The sequence below is a fragment of the Streptomyces sp. NPDC059851 genome (assembly GCF_042732005.1).
Taxonomy (GTDB): domain Bacteria; phylum Actinomycetota; class Actinomycetes; order Streptomycetales; family Streptomycetaceae; genus Streptomyces.
The window spans coordinates 1-19,224 of the sequence record NZ_JBHWJJ010000152.1; the positions used below are offsets into that span (position 1 = coordinate 1).

Consider the following 19,224-nt stretch of genomic DNA (forward strand, 5'->3'; position numbering starts at 1 on the left):
CAACACCTCATCGCCACCTGGACCGGCACCTGCCCCACCTGCCAGCAAACCATCCCCTGGCAGCCCTACGACACCACCTAACAAAGCACTACTAGGAGATCGAGCTGCGGGCGCTGAATGAGGCGAACCGCAGGTAGGGCCACCCATCCCGCGGAGAGCTCCCCTGGGATGTGGACTCTGTGGACTGCGAGCACGACGAAGCCCCTCGGCGATCATGCGCCGAGGGGCTCCACAGGTGCTGTGACCTGCTACTTCCTACTGGTGGGCGCGGACGGTTTCGAACCGCCGACATCTGCTTTGTAAGAGCAGCGCTCTACCCCTGAGCTACGCACCCGTGGACGAGTGGATAGCCTACATGGCAGGCACGCCCCCCACGCAAACCCGTTCCCGTGGGAGAGAATGGACCGGCAGGGCGGAGGCGGGCGCGGTACGGGAGAGGGATTGTGACGACGGCATCCCGGCGGTGGTTCGGTGGGCGGGACGACAGTCGGCGGGCGGACGCGCAGGCGGCCAAGGATGCCGCCGCCGGCGCGTTCTACGAGCTGGACACGGCTCAGCGGGATCTGCGGATCTCGATCGAGACCATCGCCGCCGCGGACGGCTCGCCGGCGGCCCGGCAGGCGGGGGAGGCGTTCGCCGCGCTGGGGCAGCGGATCGACCAGGCCAGCCACGTGTACATCGAGGCGGTCGACGCGCATGACCTGGACCGGCCCGAACTGGACGGTGCCGTGGCGGCGCGGGCCCGGGACCAGCTGACGCGGGCGCGCGAGGAGCTCGTACGCGCCAAGGGGGAGCTGGACCGGTTCGCGCAGAGCATCCAGCCGCTGCTGGACCGTGCCGAGACGCAGCTCGCCCGGGTTGCGCCGGCCCGGGAGCGGGCGAAGGCCGCACTGTTGGCGGCGAGCACGGCGCTGGACGGGGTCCGCGGGGCGGGGATGCGGGCGGATGACCTGGCGGCACGGCTGGCCGCGCTCGGGCCCGAGCTGACCCTGCTGAACCAGGGCGTCGCCCAGCACGGGGTGCAGGACACCCTGCAGCGCGCGGACCGGATCCTGCGGGACGCCGAGGCGATACGGGCCGAGCTCGCACGGCTGCCGGAGCGTGCCGCGGAGATCGACCGGCGGCTGGTGAGCCTGCGGACCCGGGCGCAGGCGCTGCGCAACCGGGCGGACCGGGTGGATCCTGTGCTCAGCGAGCTGCGCCGGCGGTTCAGCGCGGCTTGTTGGCAGGACCTGCAGCAGGTGCCGGAGCAGGCCGTGCAGAGCGTCGCGCGGGCGGAGGAGCAACTGCGGGAGGCTGCCCGGGCGCGCGAGGACCAGCGCTGGGTGGACGTGACGGCGCTGATCGAGGAGGTGCGGGCGGCCCTGGACGCCACGGACGAGGCGGTGTCGGCCGCGCAGGACCGGCTGACCCGGCTGGAGGCGGTGGCTCGGGACCCGCAGCAGGAGGTGCAGCGGACCCGGTTCGTGATCCGGGACGCCCAGCGGCTGGCGATGGAGGGCCGAAGCGTCCCCGATCCGCGGCACGCGGGGCCGCTGGACGAGTCGGTGGCGCGGATGGAGCGGGCGCTGGCCTCGCTGGAGGGGCGGCACCCCGACTACTGGCACTTCCTCCAGGAGATGGAGGAGGTCCGTGCGGTGGTGGGCCGGGTGGTGGCGGACATGCGGGGCCGCCGCGCCACCGGCTGAGCGGAGGCGAGCCGACCGAGCGGAGCCGAGCCGACCGAACCGGGCCGCTGTGTGGGTGGCCGGGGCCGAGCTGCGGGGGAGTTGTCCGGCGGTGGGCGTCGGCGGATGCTGGGAGGGGTACAGCGACGGAGCAGAGGAGGGCGGAATGGCTGCCCACGCTTCCCACGCGACCCACACTTCCCGCGCGGCTCGTTCTTCCCGTTCGACGCGGGCGTCTCGGGTGGCCTCCGCACCTCGTGAGGGCTATGCGCCTCACGCGGCCTTCGGCTGTCACGAGGCCCACGAGAATTACGCACCCTACGTACCCCATGAGCCCTACGGGCCGCAGATGCCGAAGGACCCCCACAGCAGGCTGCGGCGCCGCGTCCAGCGCATGATGCATCCCGTGGAGGCGCAGCTCGACGAACACCTGCCCGTCGACCACAAGCTCAGCGTGGTGTACCGGGTGGGTGCCGGTCTGACGGGGGTCCTGCTCGTCGTCTTCGGGATCCTCGGGCTGACGAACCGGATCGGGTTCTTCGACACCGGCGGTGACCAGGTCCTCTCCCTGAACACCAACGGCGCGCTGAGTGTGCTGTCGATCTGTGTCGGCCTGCTGCTCTTCATCGGGATGGTGATCGGCGGGAACTTCGCGTCGACGCTCAACATCGTTCTGGGGCTGGCCTTCATCGCGAGCGGGTTCGTCAATCTGGCCCTGCTGGACACGGGCCTGAACTTCCTCGCCTTCGAGATCCAGAACGTGCTGTTCAGCTTCGTCGTCGGCGTGATGCTGATGTGGTTCGGGATGTACGGGCGGGTGGGCAGCGCGCTGCCGCACGACAACCCGTACTGGCGGGCCCGCCACCCGGAGCAGGCGGCCCGTGAGGACCGGGCCCGAGCCCGGACCCGGACGCGCTCGGGCTCCGGCTTGGCGCCCCCCGCCGCCAGGCCTTGACGTCTGCGCCGCCTACCCCTGCCGGCCGCCCGGCGAGGCGGCGGCCGGAGGCGGGACCGTCCGGCTCGACCAGCAGCGTGCTGCGCGAGCACCGAGTACGGCGGCGAGGCCCACGGCGAGTACGGCGGCGAGGGCCACGGCCGCGTCGCGGTGTGCAGCGGCCGCGGTGTGCAGCGGCCGCGGTGTGCAGCGGCCGCGTGGACAGGCCGGAGGCCTTGAACGCGGAGGAGGGTGCGAGCAGCAGCTTGGACCCGCCGCCTCCCGGCTGAGCGGGGGCCGAGGCCCCGGCCTCCTCCGCGAACCGGGCCAGCCGGCCGTGCAGGGGGTCGTGTGCAGCGCCCGCAGCCGCGGGCCGAGACGGCCCCGGTGGTGCCCCAGGTGTTCGAGTCCCTGCACCCGCTCCGGCAAGTGGCCACGACCGCTGCTGGATCCTGTTCGAGTGCAGGGGCCGGCCGGCGCCGGGGGTGGGGGAAGTCGGGGACGGAGACGGAGACGGCCGGCCGGGATCGCTCGGCGAGCCAGCCCCGGTCCAGCACGGCGGCCGCCCGCCCTCGGAGCCGCACCTGCGCGAGCCAGGGCCCGGGCGCGGTATGCCCGTTTTCCTCCACCCGCCCGGCCCCGCCCACCCGACGGCCGCCCGCCCTGCCCGCGCCCTGGGCTGCCCGACCAGCGCCGAATCCCGCCCGACCGGCGCCGACGCGCGCCCGGCCGGCATCACGGGAGGCGCCCGTACGCCGCCCCGCCGCGCCCGCAAGCCGCCCCGCCCCACCGCGCCCCCGGGGGCCGGGCCGGCCAGCAGCCGGAAGGCGGGCACGAGCTGCCCCAGGACCGTCCGCCGAGAACGGCAGCACCGTCGGGCCGGCCCCTGCCCTGGCGGTCCCCCGCGGCCCCGGATCCAGCTGGAGTCGCATTACTGGCAGCTCCGCCCCGTCCGCCGTTGATCATTACGGCATGACTCCACAGACGATCACCGCAGCGGCATCGGGCACCTGGCACCTCGGCGACCTCCGCGTCCACCGGATCGGCTTCGGCGCGATGCGGATCACCCAGGAGGGCGCCGCCTTCGACCCCGACGCGGCCCCCGGCGACCGCGACCGGGCGATCGGCGTACTGCGCCGCGCGGTCGAGCTCGGCGTGAACCACATCGACACGGCCGCCTTCTACTTCTCGCGCCTGCGCTCCGCCAACGAGCTGATCAACCGGGCGCTCGCGCCCTACCCGGACGACCTCCTCATCGCCACCAAGGTCGGACCGGGCCGCGACCCGTCCGGTGCCTGGACCCCCCACGCCGGCCCGGGCCAGCTCCGCGGCCAGGTCGAGCAGAACTTGCGCGAGCTCGGCCGCGACCACCTCGACGTGGTCAACCTGCGCATCGTCGGGACCGACTCGATCGCCGAACGTTTCGGCGCCCTGGCCGAACTGCGCGAGGCCGGGCTCATCCGCCACCTCGGCCTGTCCAACGTCCGGCCCCACCACCTCGCCGAAGCCCAGGCCATCGCCCCGGTGGTGTGCGTGCAGAACCCGTACGGCCTTGGGTTCGCCCCGGAGCAGCAGGCCGAGCAGCGCGAGATCATACGGCTCTGCGGGGAACAGGGGGTCGCGTACGTCCCCTTCTACGCGCTGGCCGGGCAGAATCGCGAGGCCGGCCTGCGCCCTGCCGGCACCGGCACCGACAGCCGCACCGGCACCACCTCTGACACCCCTGCCGCCGCCGTCTCCGCCGTCGCGCAGGCCCGCGGGGTGAGTCCGGCACAGGTGCGGCTGGCGTGGACGCTGCACCTCGGGGGGCACGTCCTGGCCATCCCCGGCACAGGCGATCCGGATCACCTGGCCGACAACGTCGCCGCGGGCGCGCTGCGCCTGTCCGAGGAGGAGCTGCGGCTCCTGGAGCCCGCCGGTGCCGAGGGGGCTCCCTCGGTAGCCTAGGACGCATGCCTCGATACGAATTCCGCTGCCGGACCTGCGACGACACCTTTGAGGTCAGCCGTCCCATGGCCGAGTCGTCCGCGCCCGCCGACTGCCCCGTCGGCCATTCCGACACCGTCAAGCTGCTGTCCGCCGTTGCCGTCGGCGGGACCAGCAGCGCCCCCGCCCCCTCCGGCGGCGGCTGCTGCGGTGGCGGGGGCTGCTGCTGACCGCGGCGCACCGGCAGCCGGCGGCCGGCAGTCACCCGCTGGTGGCCACCGGCCGGCAGTCACCAGCTGGTGGCCGGCGGCCGGCAGTCACCAGCTGGTGGCCGGCGGCCGGCAGAAATCGGCCGGTGGCGGGCCGGCGGCGGCGTCAGCGCTTGCGCGACAGGGTGAGCCCGTCCGAGATCGCCAGCAGCACGGACTCCATCCGCGGGTCGGCCGCGACGTGGTCGTTGTAGGCGCGGACGCCCGCCGCCGCCCCGCTCGTCGCCGTCCCGTCCACGACCGTGCCGTGGAAGAGGGTGTTGTCGGTGACGATCAGCCCTCCCGGCCGCATCCGCGGCACGAGCTCCTCCCAGTACGCGATCTGGTTCTCCTTGTCCGCGTCCACGTACGCCATGTCGACGTGCGGCTCGGCCGGCAGGGCGCGCAGCGTGTCCAGCGCCGGGGCGATGCGCAGGTCGATGCGGTCGGCGACGCCCGCCGCCTCCCAGGCCTGCCGCCCGTACGCGGTCCACTCCTCGGAGATGTCGCAGGCGATCAGTACGCCGTCCGCGGGCATCGCCTGGGCCATGGAAAGGGTGGAGAAGCCGGTGAAGGTGCCGACCTCCACGATGCGGCGGGCGCCGGTCAGCCGGACCAGGAAGGCCAGCAGCGGGCCCTGCTCCTCCGCGGACTGCATGCCCGCCACGTCGGGGAACTTGGCGTAGGTGGTGTCCACCAGCCCCTGCTGGATCTCGTCCAGCGGGGGGTTGTGGTCGAGCACGTAGCGGTAGAGCTCGTCAGTGATCTTCGTCGAGTTGCCCTTGGTCATGTGTCAAGTGTGCCCAGTCCACGGGCCGTCCAGGTTCGCGTGCGGTCCGGGCGAACGCCCGCACGATCTCCTCGCCCGCCGCGACGCCCTTCTCCGCCAGGGCCGTGACCGTCGGCGCGTGCCAGCCCGCGTCGGCGAGTTCGCCGTGCCCGGGCCGCCAGGCCGCGTCCGCCGCGAGCAGCAGGTCGGCGTCCAGCAGTGAGTCGCCGGCCGCCAGGGTCGTGGACGCGCCCGTACGCCGGGCCACTTCGTGCATCGCCGCGCTCTTCGTCAGCGGCCGCGGGACGGCGTAGACCTTGCGGCCCTGGAGCGAGATCGTCCAGCCGCGGGCCTCGGCCCACGCGGTCAGCTGCTTGATCCACTCCTCCGGGACCTGGTCCCGTTCGACGACCAGGTACGCGAACAGGTCCTCCGCCACCCGTGCCTTGCGCAGCCACGCCGGGTCGGCGACCGCCAGCAGGTGCTGGTGCACCTCCTCCAGCGGGGCGCACTCCTCGGCCAGCCTCGCCGCCACCTGCCGGCGCCAGACCGGGTCCGGCACCCCGTCCACCAGGAGCTGCCCGCCGTTGGCGCAGATGGCGTACGGTGCCGGCCGGCCGGGGAAGCGGATGCGCTGGTACTGCTTGCGCGTCCGGGTCGTGGTCGGGACGAACACGACCTCGGGGTCCGCGGTGAGCTCGGCCAGCAGGGCGGCCGCGGTCTCCGTCATGTACGACAGCGGCTTGCTCTCGTGCACCTCCACGCACAGCAGCCGTGGGGCGGCGGCGTCGGGCACGGTCAGGTGGAGGGCGGCCGTCGAGTAGATGAGCGTACGGTCGAGATCGCTGGCTACGAGGACAGTCACTTGGAGGTCACGGCCTTTCCGTCGGCGCCGGTGGCGCCGCGCGTGTAGCGGGGATGGATGAGCCCCACGCAGGTGTAGGGCAGCCCGTCGACCTCTTCCACCGGCACCCCGCGCTGCTCGGCGAGGAGCCGTACGTGGTCCAGGTCGGGGCCGGCGCCGCGTCGGGCGAGGACCTTCCACGGCACGCGGCGCAGCAGCACCCGGGTGGTCTCGCCGACGCCGGGCTTGACCAGGTTGACGTCGTGGATGCCGTACTCCTCGCTGATCCGCTCCACGGCGGCCCAGCCCTCCCAGGTGGGGGCCCGGTCCGCCGCGAGGAGTTCCTTGACCTCGGCGTCGACGGCGTCGGCGACCTCGTCGAAGCGGGCGGCGACGGTGTCGACGAAATCGGTGGAGACGTCGGCTGCGGCGAGCTCGCGGTAGAACTTCGCGCCGTGGAAGTCGGCGGGCCCGACCAGGTCGGAGCGGAGCACCGTACGCGATATCAGACCCGAGACGGTGGAGTTGAGGCAGGCGGAGGGGATCAGGAAGTCCTCGCGGGTGCCGTACGTGGGCACGCACGAGCCGGGGTCGGCCAGGACCACGATGTCCGGGTTGAACTCCGGGCCGCCCTCCTGCTCCCGGTGGGCGCGCAGGGCGGCGGACAGCTCGCGCGTGATGGCGCCCTTGCCGGTCCAGCCGTCGACGAAGACGACGTCGGCGGGGTCGTGGTGGGCGGCCAGCCAGCGCAGCGCGTTGGCGTCGATGCCGCGGCCGCGCACGATGGAGACCGCGTAGTGCGGCAGGTCCAGGCCGTGCCGGGCCTTCGCCCAGCGGCGCATCAGCACGCCGACGGGGGTGCCCGCGCGGGCGAGGGAAACCAGGACCGGGGAGGGGGTGCGCTCGGCGAGGACGGTCTCGGTGACCGTGCCGACGGCCCGGGCGATCCGGGTGGCGGAGGTGTCCAGCGCGCTCCGGTACAGCTCCTGGTACTGGTCGGAGGGCTGGTATTCGACGGGCAGCGACTCGGCGTAGTGGGCGCCACCGGCTTGGATGGCTTCTTCGCGTTCCTCGGTCGGGGCTTCCAGGGCCACGCCGGAGAGGTCTTGGAGCAGCCAGCCGACGTCCTCGGCGGCGTACGAGGAGAAGGCGGGGCCGCGCAGGGGCTCGGGCAGCCGCGGCAGCGGGGTCGGGTGCCCAGGGCCGCCGGGCTGCAGCGGGGTCGGCTCGGGCATGGTCGGCTCCTGCCGGTCGGGAAGGGCGTCGGGGGTGCGCTCGGGCGCGTACGAGGGGACGACGGCGAGCAGGACCTGCCCGGTGTGCGGGGCGAGGCGGGCGAGGAGCCCGTCGGGGGCGTGCAGCGCGGCGGTGTCCCCGTGGCCGTCGACCACGGCGACGACGGTGTCGAAGCCGGCCCCGGCGACGTTGTAGGCGTACCGGTCGCCAGGCCCGTCGGCGGGGGTGTCGTGGGCGGGGAAGACGAGCCGGGTGCGGATCGCGTAGCCGGGGTCGTCGACGGCGAGGACGGGCGAGCGGGTGGTGGTGGAGAAGCGGACCTGGCGGGCAGCGCAGGACTCCTCCAGCGCGAGCGCGAGGCGCAGCGGCGCGTACATCAGTTCCTCGTTGCCGAGGACGAGGACCCGGCCGGGGGCGGTGCCGAGCGCGTCGGCGAGCTGCCCGGCCAGCGTGGGCAGCGCGGCCTCCAAGCGGTCGCGGTGGGCGGGGGTGAAGCCGTGGCGCCCTCCGTCGGGCACCCCGGCCGGCCAGGCCAGCTCCACCCGGCGGACCGGGGCGGGGCGGGGTGCGGGCACGGCGGTCGCCCGCCGGTTGCCGTCCCGGGTCCGGCTCCCGGACCCGTCCTCGGTCCTCCGGATCCCGGCTTCGGTCTGCCGTTCGTACTGCTCGACCAGGGCCTGCCCCTTGGCCAGGACGCCCTCGGGCAGGTGCACGGTCCCCGAGGCCAGTGCGAGCAGGTCGACCCGGGCGCCGATCTCGGCGGCGAAGGCGCTGAGCCGCTCGCGGTCGGCCGGGGAGCGCATGTCGACGAGGGCGACGACCACGTAGTGGGTGCGGGGATGGCGGCCGTGCAGGTCGCGGATGGTGTTCAGGACCGTGTTGCCGGTGGAGAACTCGTCGTCGACGAGGACCAGCGGCCCCCCGCCGGCGAGCAGCTTCGGGTCCTCGGGCAGCAGCAGGTGGGACGTGGCGTGCGAGTGGCTCTCCTCGAACCCGCCGACGACGGCCACACCCGGCACCGGGCGGCGCGTGGAGTGCAGGTAGGGAGCCGTGCCCAGACCGTCGGCCACGCAGTGGCCGAGGCCGGTGGCGGTCTCGGCGTAGCCGAGGACCACGGCGGCGGCCGGGTCCTCCCCCGCCGCGTCGAGCAGGGCCCGGACCCGCTGTCCGAGCCCGTACCCGGCGGCGTGGACGGCGCGCGGGGACTGCGGGACGTGCTTGCCGAGCACCTGCGAGACCAGCAGGTGGGCCCGCTTGGGGTTGCGGCGCAGGGCGAGGCCGAGCAGCTCCTCCAGCCGTGGCCCGCGGGAGCCGTCCGCTCCTTCGAGGTGGACGCCCAGCCGGTCCGCGACCCAGGTTCCCGACCACACCGCGTCGATCGTCTTGCCCTTCTCCATCGTCACATCATTCACTTCATTCACATCAGTCACTTCAGTCGCACCGGCCGCACCGGTCGCCTCGGTTGCCTCGGGCGCCTCGGCCATGCCCGTTCCCGCTCACACCTGGAGCCCGGCCGTGAGGAGGTCGACGAAACCGACCTGCTCCTTCGCCACCCCGAACGCCTCGGCGCGCAGCATGGTGCGCTCCGCCCAGGCCCGGTGGGGCTTCACCTCGTTCATCTTGTTCGTGTAGGCGGAGCGCATGACGCCGCCGCCGTTGCGCTCGGGGCGCAGGATGTCCTGGGCGTCGCTGAACTCCTCGTGGGAGACCACCGACAGCGCGTGCACGGGCGTGACGTGGACCGGGTGGATGCAGGTCTTGCCGAGGAGTCCGTTGGCCCGGTCGAGTTCGATCTCGCGCAAGAGCCCGTCCAGGTCGTGCTCGATCAGGGCGGTCCGCAGCTCCTCGACGCCCTCCTGCAGGAAGGGGCTGCGCCGCAGCTGCGGCTTGAAGAGGCGCTGCTGGCTGCGGAAGTACTCCCAGACCGGGCCGGTCACGGTGAAGCCGGTGCCGTCGGCTCGGCTGAGCACGTTGACCACGTCGGCGATGACCCCGGCGACGATCTGGACGTCGTACGCGGTCATGTCGGGGGTGCGGCGCAGCCCGTACGCGGAGCAGAAGTCGGTGACGCCGAGCCGTAGGGCGAGCACGCGCTCGCGGTACCGGTTGACCGTGCGGGAGATCCCGGCGAGGGCCTCGACGCGGGTTTCGAGGTGGAGCAGGTCGGGGGTTTCCAGGACGGGCATCGAGTAGAGCCGGGGGAGGCCGCTGAGGGCCTCCGCCTCGGCCACGGCGTCGAGGAACGCGGGGCCGCAGCTCGCGTTGAACTTGGGTAGGACGAATCCGGCCAGTCTGTGCACGGAACCGCCGAGGCGGCGCGCGAGGTCGGGGATCTGCTCGGGGGTGCGGACGCGGATGAAGAGGAGGGGGAGCTCCGGGCCGTCCTCGCCCTCCGCGTCGAGCGCGGCGAACTGCCGTACGAGGTTCTCCTCGGCGTCGTGCACGTCGGCGTCGCTGATGGAATCCTCCAGGCAGAGGACCATGGAGACGACTCCGCGGGCGGCCTGCTTGCGGATGTCGGCGGCGAGGTTCGGGCGGGTGGCCGGGCTGTAGAGGGTGGCCCCGAGGGCGGCGGCGAGCAGGCGTGCGGGCGAGGCAGCGGTGAACTCGGCCGGCTCCATGTGGAAGAGGTCTCGTCGGACCGCGGGCGATATGTGCCCAAAGTGACGCATGTGCTTCCCCCGTACTGCCTCGGCGGCCCAACTGGCGTGGCCGGTAATAGTACGTACGAACCTGAGTCAAGAGTTCCTCAAGCACATGAAGTTCAGGTAACCCTTATGCACCATGCCCACGGTCCGCGGCCGGGGCAAGGCCCTGCGGGGGGCCGCGTTGTTCCGCGCCGCCCCGGGAGGGCAGGATGACGGGCATGACGCACGCGATGCAGAAGGGCTCGAACATCCCGGTGACCACGGTGGCGGTCCGGGCGGTGCTGCGCTGGACCGGCGGTCCCGAGGTACCGGACGTGGACGCCTCGGCGCTGCTGGTGGGCCCGGACGGGCGGGTGCGCTCGGACGAGGACTTCGTCTTCTACAACCAGCCCCGCCACCCCTCCGGGTCCGTCTGGCGGCTCGGCAAGAAGCAGGTCGGCGGGGCCGTCACCGACGCCGTGCAGGCGGACCTGCGAACGGTGCCCCCGGTGGTGGACCGGGTCCTGGTGGTGGCCTCCGCCGAGGACGTACCGTTCGAGCGGGTCCTCGACCTGCGGATCCTGCTGTACGACGCCACCGCGACCGGCGGCGCCGAACCGCTGGCCTACTTCGACGTACGGCCCGAGACCGGCGCCGAGACGGCCCTGATCTGCGGGGAGCTGTACCGGCGGGGCGACGCGTGGAAGTTCCGCGCACTCGGCGAGGGCTACTCCGACGGGCTGGTCGGGCTGGCGACCGACCACGGGATCTCGGTGGACGAGAACGCCGCCGACGGCGGCGCCGGGGGCGCGTCCGCGGGCACGGGCGCGGCCGGGCCCACCTCCGAGCAGACGGCCGCGATGCGGCCGCCGACGCCGCCCCCGCACCCGCCCACGCCGCAGACGCAGGCCCCGCCGGCCGCGCAGCCGGCGTACGGGTACCCGCAGCCGGTGTCCCCGGCGCCGGTGCCGGCCCCGGGCGGCGACCCGTCGTTCCGGCTGCCGGTGCAGGGACCGCAGTTCATCCGCCGCTGACGCCGCCGGTGGGGGCGGTCAGGCCTTGGTGCTCTTGTAGCCCCGCCCCCACTGCAGGCCCCACCCGTACAGCCGGTCCAGTTCGGCCTGGAACCCGTACACGAACTTCACCTCGCGGCGCACCACCAGCTCGCCCTTGGCGTGCTCCAGGGAGACCACCGCGCAGGAGCGGGCCTGCGGGTGCCGTTCGTCCAGCGGGATCTCGATCCGCGGCCCGGTGATCGGGTACAGGGTGACCAGCGCGTGGGTCCGGTCGAAGGCCGGGGTCTGGTCGTAGATGTAGACGAACACCAGCAGCCGCTTGATCTCGTCCGCGTGGTCCAGGTTGACGAAGATCGTCTCGCCGGAGGGCGCGCCGAACCGGTCGTCGCCGCTGAGCTTCACGTACGGCGGGCTGTTGATGTCGCCCAGCAGGTTGCCCAGCGGCTGTACGACGCCCCGGGTGCCGTCGGCCAGCTCGTACAGGCAGCCGATGTCGAGGTCGACGTTGACCATGCCCAGGGTGTGCCCCTGCACCACGTCCGGTTTGAACAGCTTGAAGGGGTGCCGCAGCAGCTGCCCGCTCTGGCCGCTGCGGCCGCCGATGTCGGAAGTCCGCATCCGCCAGGACAGGTTGACGCGCAGATTGCCGTGGACGGCCCCCTGCTTGGTCAGCGACACCGTCGGCTGCCGCTTGGTGAGCTCGATCGCCGAGGAGGCGTTGCCCGAGTCGAACTGCAGCGCACGGCTGCCCCTGATGCCGTCGAAGAATCCCATCCCCTGTCCCCCCTCACTGCCGGGATCCCCTGATCCCTCGTGGTCCCCGCGTACCCTGTGGTCCCCGCGCGGGCCGCCGCACGGGGGCGGCTACGCGGACGGGGCGGCCCCCCGGGTCCGTGGACCCAGCAGGCCGCCCCGCATGGAGCGTTCCGCAATACCGCCGCGGTCATGCCTCGGCGGAGGTCACGCCCGGGCGGACGCCCCCTCCAGCTCCAGCCGCTTGTTGCGGCGCACGGATGACCAGAACGAGGCGGCGATCAGGACCACGCCGATGAGGCCGGTGATGGTCTCGCTGATCTCGTGCTGGATGGTGATGAGCAGGATGACCGCGAGGGCGCCGATCGCGTAGTGCGCGCCGTGCTCCAGGTAGACGTAGTCGTCCAGGGTGCCCTGGCGGACCAGGTAGACCGTGAGCGAGCGGACGTACATGGCGCCGATGCCGAGGCCGAGCGCCATCCAGAAGATGTGGTTGGTGATGGCGAAGGCGCCGATGACGCCGTCGAAGGAGAAGGAGGCGTCGAGGACCTCCAGGTAGAGGAACAGGAAGAACGCGGCCTTGCCGGCCAGGCCGACCGCGGAGACCTGCTTGCCCTCGGCCTTGGCCTTCTCCTCCTCCTCGTGCTCGCGCTCCTCTTCCTCCTCCAGCTTGTCCTCGAAGTAGGAGGAGAGGCCGCCGACGATCAGGTAGGTGATCAGACCGGCGACGCCGGCCAGCAGGACGGTGGCGGACTTGTCCGCGTGGCCGGTGCTGATGTGGGCGTTCGTCGCGAAGGTCATCGCGGTGACCAGCAGGGCGATCAGGGCGATGCACACCGAGAGCATGTCGACCTTGCCGAGCTTGGCCAGGGGCCGCTCCAGCCAGGCGAGCCACTTGTGCTCGCGCTCCTCGAAGACGAAGTCGAGGAAGATCATCAGCAGGAACATGCCACCGAAGGCCGCGATCGCCGGGTGGGCGTCGGTGACCAGCGCCTCGTACTGATCGGGGTGCTCCAGGGCCAGCTCGATGGCCTCGATCGGGCCCACCTTGGCGCTGATCGCGACGATGGCCACGGGGAACACGAGTCGCATGCCGAAGACCGCGATCAGGATGCCGATCGTGAGGAAGATCTTCTGCCAGAAGGCATTCATCTTCTTCAGGACGCCGGCGTTGACGACCGCGTTGTCGAAGGACAGCGAGATTTCGAGGATCGACAGGATCAGCACGATCCCGAACGCCTCCCACCCCCACTGCCAAGCGGCGAAGGCAAGGCCGAGCGCCGTGATGGCGAACGACCAGCCGAAGGTTTTCAGAACCACTGGCACCCCATGTTCTCGTACGGCTTTACGAAACGTTGACCCCGAAGTCTAGAGCGATGCCCCTCAGGCCCGACGCGTACCCCTGACCCACCGCACGGAACTTCCATTCACCGCCGTACCGGTAGACCTCACCGAAGATCATTGCGGTTTCGGTCGAGGCGTCCTCGGTGAGGTCGTAGCGGGCCAACTCCCGTCCGTCCGCTTCGTTCACCACCCGGATGAAGGCGTTGGTGACCTGCCCGAACGCCTGCCGGCGGGCGTCAGCCTCGTGGATGGAGACCGGGAAGACGATCTTGTCGACCTCGGCCGGCACTTTGGTCAGGTCGATGATGATCGACTCGTCGTCCCCGTCACCCTCACCGGTCAGGTTGTCACCGGTGTGTTCGACGGAGCCCTCGGGGCTCTTGAGGTTGTTGTAGAAGACGAAGTACTGGTCCCCCAGGACCCGGCCGTCGCGGCACATCAGCGCGCTGGCGTCGAGGTCGAAGTCGGCCCCTGTCGTCGAACGCGCGTCCCAGCCCAGACCGACCAGGACCCGGGTGAGGTTCGGTGCGGCCTTGGAGAGGGAGACGTTGCCCCCCTTGGCGAGTGTGACGCCCATGTTGAAGTCCTCCCCGGACGACGTGGTGGTCGTGGCCCGCCCGTGGGCGGGGCGGTGCAGTGGCGCGGTGGTGCGGCAGTGCGGCGACGCAGTGGTGCGGTCATGCGGTGGTGCGGTGGTGCGGTCGCGCAGTGGTGCAAGCGCGTCCGGCGCCGTACACGGGGTGTGCACGACGCCGGACGGGTGGACAGCGGGCGGGATCAGACGTTGACGCCGAAGTCCCGCGCGATGCCGGCCAGGCCGGAGGCGTAACCCTGGCCGATGGCGCGGAACTTCCACTCCGCGCCGTTGCGGTACAGCTCGCCGAAGACCATGGCGGTCTCGGTCGAGGCGTCCTCGGAAAGGTCGTAGCGGGCGATCTCGGTGTTGTCCGCCTGGTTCACGACGCGGATGTACGCGTTGCGGACCTGGCCGAAGCTCTGCTGGCGGCTGTCGGCCTCGTAGATCGAGACCGGGAAGACGATCTTGGCGACGTCGGCCGGGACACCGGCGAGGTTCACCTTGATCACCTCGTCGTCGCCCTCGCCCTCACCGGTGAGGTTGTCACCGGTGTGCTCGACCGAGCCGTCCGGGCTCTTCATGTTGTTGAAGAACACGAAGTTCGAGTCGCTGGTGACCTTGCCCAGGTCGTTGGTCAGGATCGCGCTGGCGTCGAGGTCGAAGTCGACACCGGTGGTGGTGCGAGCGTCCCAGCCCAGACCGACGAGCACTGCCGTCAGATTCGGCGCGGCCTTGGTCAGCGAAACGTTGCCGCCCTTGCTGAGGCTGACTCCCACGGGTCCTCCAATGAATTCATGTCCGGGGCGGTGCCCCTGTCGTGCGATATGGGGGCCCTCCCAGCGGGGGCTGGGGGAGCTACCGGATCAACGTGTTGATCCTAGTGACGGGTTCCCGCCGCCACGCGGTTTTTGCCCGCGGAACCGCCCGGCGGAACGGGAAGGGGCTCACAGGTTGTCGAGCGCCTCGATGTACTCGTTCAGGTCACGCGCGTCGGGCAGCCCGTTGACGACGCTCCAGCGCACGATGCCGTCCTTGTCGATGATGAAGGTGCCGCGGACCGCGCAGCCCTTCTCCTCGTCGAAGACGCCGTACGCGCGGGAGGTCTCGCCGTGCGGCCAGAAGTCCGACAGCAGCGGGTAGTCGAAGCCCTCGTTCTCGGCGAAGACGCGCAGGGTCGGCACCGAGTCGTTGGAGACGGCGAGGAGCTGGACCTCGTCGTTCTGGAAGCGGGGCAGCTGGTCGCGCAGCTCGCACAGCTCGCCGGTGCACACACCGGTGAAGGCGAACGGGTAGAACAGCAGCACCACGGCCTTCTCGCCGCGGAAGTCGGAGAGCCGGACGGTCGCGCCGTGGTTGTCCTTGAGCTCGAAGTCCGGGGCCTTGCTGCCGATCTCGATGGCCATCCGTCGCATCCCTTCGTTTTCCCGCATCCCTGCGTTCGCCTGTTCGGGTGAGGGTGCCAGCCTAGGGGGCCGGGACCCGCAGACGCACACACCCCGCCGACGGGGTCGGCGGGGTGTGTCTCCGCTTGGCTGCGGCGCTCGGCTGCGGCGCGTCGCTCAGCGCTTGGACTTGGCGGCCTTGGGGGTCACCAGCTTGCTGGCGGCCCACTCCTTGCCGACGCTGACGGGCCTCGTCTGCGACAGGCCGGCGGTCTCGGCGGCCTCGCTGATGTCGCTGGCCTCGACGTAGCCGGGACGGCCCGTCTTCGGGGTCAGCAGCAGGATCAGCGCCGCCTCCTCGACCAGCTCGGTGGCGTCGACGAGGGCGTCGGTCAGGTCGCCGTCCTCGTTGCGGAACCACAGCAGCACCGCGTCGGCCACGTCGTCGTAGTCCTCGTCGACGAGGTCGTTGCCGATCAGTTCCTCGACCTCATCGCGGAACTGCTGATCGACGTCTTCGTCGTAGCCGATCTCCTGGACCACCTGTTCGGACTGGAAACCCAGCCGGGCGGCCAGGCTCTCCGCGTGGTCCGCGGTCGCGCTCACGGGGTGCCTCCTGCTCATGTTCGGTGAATGTCTTCGGCCGCGCGCGTACGCGCAGCATTGGGCGTAGTCCACACGGGCGCGGCGGATCGCGCAAGTACCCGGCCGCCGGGACCGCCGAAACGGTGACGATTGCGGCCGTCTCGCCGCAACTTTCAGCCTTCCCACATGGCCCTGTGGTGATTCATCCCACACCATTGCAGCCGATACGGCATTGCCCGGGGACTTCTTACCTGTTTGAGGGACCGAACATCCTTGCGGTCGCGCTGGTCGGTCCCGTCACCGGGGCGCGGCCCCGGCGGAACGTGCTACGGCGACATGACGAATCGCTCTGCTCCGGGGATTACCCGGTGGTAAAGATGACGATTCCGACCGAGCGTAAGACCATGGGAGGCGGCGAACCCAAGGCACGACTCCCCTGACAGCGAAGGAACAGCGTGGCTTCCGCATCCGATCGCAACCCGATCATCATTGGCGGCCTGCCGAGCCAGGTCCCGGACTTCGATCCGGAGGAAACGCGGGAGTGGCTCGACTCCCTCGACGCCGCCGTCGACGAGCGCGGCCGTGAGCGGGCCCGTTATCTGATGCTGCGCCTGATCGAGCGGGCGCGCGAGCGGCGCGTGGCCGTGCCCGAGATGCGCAGCACGGACTACGTCAACACGATCGCGACCAAGGACGAGCCTTTCTTCCCCGGCAACGAGGAGATCGAACGCAAGATCCTCAACGCCACCCGGTGGAACGCGGCCGTGATGGTCTCCCGGGCCCAGCGCCCGGGCATCGGCGTGGGGGGCCACATCGCCACCTTCGCCTCTTCGGCCTCCCTCTACGACGTGGGCTTCAACCACTTCTTCCGGGGCAAGGACGAGGGCGACGGCGGCGACCAGATCTTCTTCCAGGGCCACGCCTCCCCCGGCGTCTACGCCCGCGCGTACATGCTGGACCGGCTCTCCGAGCAGCAGCTCGACGCCTTCCGCCAGGAGAAGTCGAAGGCCCCGTACGGCCTGTCCAGCTACCCGCACCCGCGGCTGATGCCGGGCTTCTGGGAGTTCCCGACGGTCTCGATGGGCCTGGGCCCGATCGGCGCCATCTACCAGGCGCGGATGAACCGGTACATGGAGGCGCGCGGGATCGCGGACACCTCCAAGTCACACGTCTGGGCGTACCTCGGTGACGGCGAGATGGACGAGCCGGAGTCGCTGGGCCAGCTGTCCCTGGCGGCGCGCGAAGGCCTGGACAACCTCACCTTCGTCGTCAACTGCAACCTCCAGCGCCTCGACGGCCCGGTCCGCGGCAACGGCAAGGTCATCCAGGAGCTGGAATCGATCTTCCGCGGGGCCGGCTGGAACGTCATCAAACTGATCTGGGACCGCTCCTGGGACCCGCTGCTGGCGCAGGACCGCGACGGCATCCTCGTCAACAAGATGAACTCGACGCCGGACGGCCAGTTCCAGACGTACGCCACCGAGACGGGCGCGTACATCCGGGACCACTTCTTCGGCGACGACCAGCGGCTGCGCGCGATGGTCGCGGACATGACCGACGACCAGATCCTGCACCTGGGGCGCGGCGGCCACGACCACCGGAAGATCTACGCGGCGTACGCGGCGGCCCGCGCCCACAAGGGCCAGCCGACGGTGATCCTGGCCAAGACGATCAAGGGCTGGACGCTCGGCCCGAACTTCGAGGGCCGCAACGCGACGCACCAGATGAAGAAGCTGACGGTCGACGACCTCAAGCGCTTCCGCGACCGCCTGCACCTCCCGATCACCGACGCGCAGCTGGAGAGCGGCGCCCCGCCGTACTACCACCCGGGCCGCAACTCGCCCGAGATCCAGTACATGCACGACCGGCGCAAGGCCCTGGGCGGCTACGTGCCGACCCGCGTGGTGCGGGCCAAGCCGCTCCAGCTGCCCGACGACAAGGCCTACGCGGCGGTCAAGAAGGGCTCGGGACAGCAGTCGATCGCCACGACGATGGCGTTCGTCCGGCTGCTGAAGGACCTGATGCGGGACAAGGAGATCGGCCGGCGGTTCGTGCTGATCGCGCCGGACGAGTACCGCACCTTCGGCATGGACTCGTTCTTCCCGAGCGCCAAGATCTACAACCCGCTGGGCCAGCAGTACGAGGCCGTCGACCGCGACCTGCTGCTGGCGTACAAGGAGTCCCCGACCGGCCAGATGCTGCACGACGGCATCTCGGAGGCGGGCTGCACGGCCTCGCTGATCGCCGCCGGCTCGGCGTACGCGACGCACGGCGAGCCGCTGATCCCGGTCTACGTCTTCTACTCGATGTTCGGTTTCCAGCGCACGGGTGACCAGTTCTGGCAGATGGCCGACCAGCTGGCGCGCGGTTTCGTGCTCGGTGCGACCGCGGGCCGGACCACCCTCACGGGTGAGGGCCTCCAGCACGCCGACGGCCACTCGCAGCTGCTCGCGTCGACGAACCCGGGCTGCATCGCGTACGACCCGGCCTACGGGTACGAGATCGCGCACATCGTCGAGGACGGCCTGCGGCGCATGTACGGCCCCGATGCCGAGGACGTCTTCTACTACCTGACCGTCTACAACGAGCCGATCCAGCACCCGGCCGAGCCGGCCAACGTCGACGTGGACGGCATCCTCAAGGGCATCCACCGGGTGGCCACGGGCACGTCCGGCTCCATCCCGGCGCAGATCCTGGCCTCGGGCGTGGCGGTGCCGTGGGCCCTGGAGGCGCAGCGGATCCTGGCCGAGGAGTGGAACGTCAAGGCGGACGTCTGGTCGGCGACCTCCTGGAACGAGCTGCGCCGCGAGGCCGTCGAGGTGGAGGAGCACAACCTGCTCCACCCGGAGGAGGAGCAGCGCGTCCCGTACGTGACGCGGAAGCTGTCGTCCGGCGAGGGGCCGTTCGTGGCGGTCTCCGACTGGATGCGGTCGGTCCCGGACCAGATCGCGCGGTGGGTGCCGGGCGCGTACACCTCGCTCGGTGCGGACGGGTTCGGCTTCGCGGACACGCGCGGCGCGGCGCGGCGCTTCTTCCACATCGACGCCCAGTCGGTGGTGCTGGCGGTGCTGACCGAGCTCGCCAAGGCGGGCCGGGTCGACCGGTCGGCGCTGAAGCAGGCCGTGGACCGCTACCGGCTGCTGGACGTGGCGGCGGCGGACCCGGGGCCCGCGGGCGGCGACGCGTAGGCCGGCGGCGACGCGTGGCAGCGGCAGCCCCACGGGGCTTGCGGTGACGGAGCCGGCGGGCCGGGGTGCGGGTGTGCGCCCCCGCCCCCCCGCCCTGCGACGGCGGGCGCACCGCTGCGCCCGCCAGG

General features: G+C 71.6%; 16 protein-coding genes and 1 tRNA gene. 6 read left to right on the plus strand and 11 right to left on the minus strand.

Annotated elements, in window-relative coordinates; genetic code table 11:
- Positions 1-259 precede the first annotated feature (259 nt).
- A tRNA-Val gene (locus ACFV7Q_RS33405) sits at positions 260-334 on the minus strand.
- A gap of 109 nt (positions 335-443) precedes the next feature.
- Between ACFV7Q_RS33405 and ACFV7Q_RS33410 the strand changes: the two genes are divergently transcribed.
- The 4 genes from ACFV7Q_RS33410 to ACFV7Q_RS33425 all read left to right on the plus strand — a co-directional run bounded on the left by ACFV7Q_RS33410 (position 444) and on the right by ACFV7Q_RS33425 (position 4,757).
- A complete protein-coding gene (locus ACFV7Q_RS33410) occupies positions 444-1,688 on the plus strand; it encodes a hypothetical protein (RefSeq protein WP_385434373.1) in 1,245 nt (414 codons plus the stop codon).
- A 373-nt stretch (positions 1,689-2,061) separates the two neighbouring features.
- Entirely contained in the window at positions 2,062-2,622 is a 561-nt protein-coding gene (locus tag ACFV7Q_RS33415; RefSeq protein ID WP_385434400.1) for a DUF4383 domain-containing protein, read from the plus strand.
- Between the two features lie 951 nt (positions 2,623-3,573).
- Positions 3,574-4,548, plus strand: coding sequence for an aldo/keto reductase (locus ACFV7Q_RS33420; protein WP_385434375.1), 975 nt, complete (start codon positions 3,574-3,576; stop codon positions 4,546-4,548).
- 5 nt (positions 4,549-4,553) lie between these two features.
- Positions 4,554-4,757 (plus strand): zinc ribbon domain-containing protein, encoded by a 204-nt coding sequence (locus ACFV7Q_RS33425; protein WP_385434377.1) that lies wholly within the window; start codon positions 4,554-4,556, stop codon positions 4,755-4,757.
- A gap of 145 nt (positions 4,758-4,902) precedes the next feature.
- On the opposite strand, the gene ACFV7Q_RS33430 is transcribed toward ACFV7Q_RS33425, so the two are convergent.
- The 4 genes from ACFV7Q_RS33430 to ACFV7Q_RS33445 all read right to left on the minus strand — a co-directional run bounded on the left by ACFV7Q_RS33430 (position 4,903) and on the right by ACFV7Q_RS33445 (position 10,296).
- Positions 4,903-5,565 carry an O-methyltransferase gene (locus ACFV7Q_RS33430; protein ID WP_385434379.1) on the minus strand — a complete coding sequence of 221 codons (663 nt, stop codon included), beginning with the start codon at positions 5,563-5,565 and terminating at the stop codon, positions 4,903-4,905.
- Positions 5,534-6,409: an HAD family hydrolase gene (locus ACFV7Q_RS33435; protein ID WP_385434380.1), complete on the minus strand. Its 876-nt coding sequence runs from the start codon at positions 6,407-6,409 to the stop codon at positions 5,534-5,536. The genes ACFV7Q_RS33430 and ACFV7Q_RS33435 overlap by 32 nt, the downstream gene beginning before the upstream one ends.
- On the minus strand, positions 6,406-9,021 hold the full coding sequence (locus tag ACFV7Q_RS33440; RefSeq protein ID WP_385434402.1) for a phosphoribosyltransferase: 2,616 nt from the start codon (positions 9,019-9,021) through the stop codon (positions 6,406-6,408). Before ACFV7Q_RS33440 ends, ACFV7Q_RS33435 begins: the two co-directional genes overlap by 4 nt.
- Before the next feature lie 99 nt (positions 9,022-9,120).
- Positions 9,121-10,296: an HpcH/HpaI aldolase/citrate lyase family protein gene (locus ACFV7Q_RS33445; protein WP_385434382.1), complete on the minus strand. Its 1,176-nt coding sequence runs from the start codon at positions 10,294-10,296 to the stop codon at positions 9,121-9,123.
- A 194-nt stretch (positions 10,297-10,490) separates the two neighbouring features.
- Here ACFV7Q_RS33445 and ACFV7Q_RS33450 point away from each other — a divergent pair, with 194 nt between their 5' ends.
- Entirely contained in the window at positions 10,491-11,285 is a 795-nt protein-coding gene (locus tag ACFV7Q_RS33450) for a TerD family protein (protein WP_385434384.1), read from the plus strand.
- An 18-nt stretch (positions 11,286-11,303) separates the two neighbouring features.
- Here the strand turns inward: ACFV7Q_RS33450 and ACFV7Q_RS33455 are convergent, their stop codons facing one another.
- The 6 genes from ACFV7Q_RS33455 to ACFV7Q_RS33480 all read right to left on the minus strand — a co-directional run bounded on the left by ACFV7Q_RS33455 (position 11,304) and on the right by ACFV7Q_RS33480 (position 15,929).
- Positions 11,304-12,041: a Tellurium resistance gene (locus ACFV7Q_RS33455; protein WP_385434386.1), complete on the minus strand. Its 738-nt coding sequence runs from the start codon at positions 12,039-12,041 to the stop codon at positions 11,304-11,306.
- A gap of 186 nt (positions 12,042-12,227) precedes the next feature.
- Complete coding sequence (locus tag ACFV7Q_RS33460) at positions 12,228-13,340, minus strand: DUF475 domain-containing protein (RefSeq protein ID WP_385434388.1); 1,113 nt, start codon at positions 13,338-13,340, stop codon at positions 12,228-12,230.
- Positions 13,341-13,365: 25 nt separating this feature from the next.
- Positions 13,366-13,941 (minus strand): TerD family protein, encoded by a 576-nt coding sequence (locus ACFV7Q_RS33465; protein ID WP_385434390.1) that lies wholly within the window; start codon positions 13,939-13,941, stop codon positions 13,366-13,368.
- Positions 13,942-14,141: 200 nt separating this feature from the next.
- On the minus strand, positions 14,142-14,717 hold the full coding sequence (locus tag ACFV7Q_RS33470) for a TerD family protein (protein WP_385434392.1): 576 nt from the start codon (positions 14,715-14,717) through the stop codon (positions 14,142-14,144).
- 168 nt (positions 14,718-14,885) lie between these two features.
- Positions 14,886-15,344: a peroxiredoxin gene (locus tag ACFV7Q_RS33475; RefSeq protein ID WP_385434394.1), complete on the minus strand. Its 459-nt coding sequence runs from the start codon at positions 15,342-15,344 to the stop codon at positions 14,886-14,888.
- A 156-nt stretch (positions 15,345-15,500) separates the two neighbouring features.
- A complete protein-coding gene (locus tag ACFV7Q_RS33480) occupies positions 15,501-15,929 on the minus strand; it encodes a DUF3052 domain-containing protein (protein ID WP_385434396.1) in 429 nt (142 codons plus the stop codon).
- 434 nt (positions 15,930-16,363) lie between these two features.
- Between ACFV7Q_RS33480 and aceE the strand changes: the two genes are divergently transcribed.
- Positions 16,364-19,096, plus strand: a complete 2,733-nt coding sequence (gene aceE, locus ACFV7Q_RS33485; RefSeq protein WP_385434398.1) for a pyruvate dehydrogenase (acetyl-transferring), homodimeric type — start codon at positions 16,364-16,366, stop codon at positions 19,094-19,096.
- The last annotated feature ends 128 nt before the right edge of the window (positions 19,097-19,224 follow it).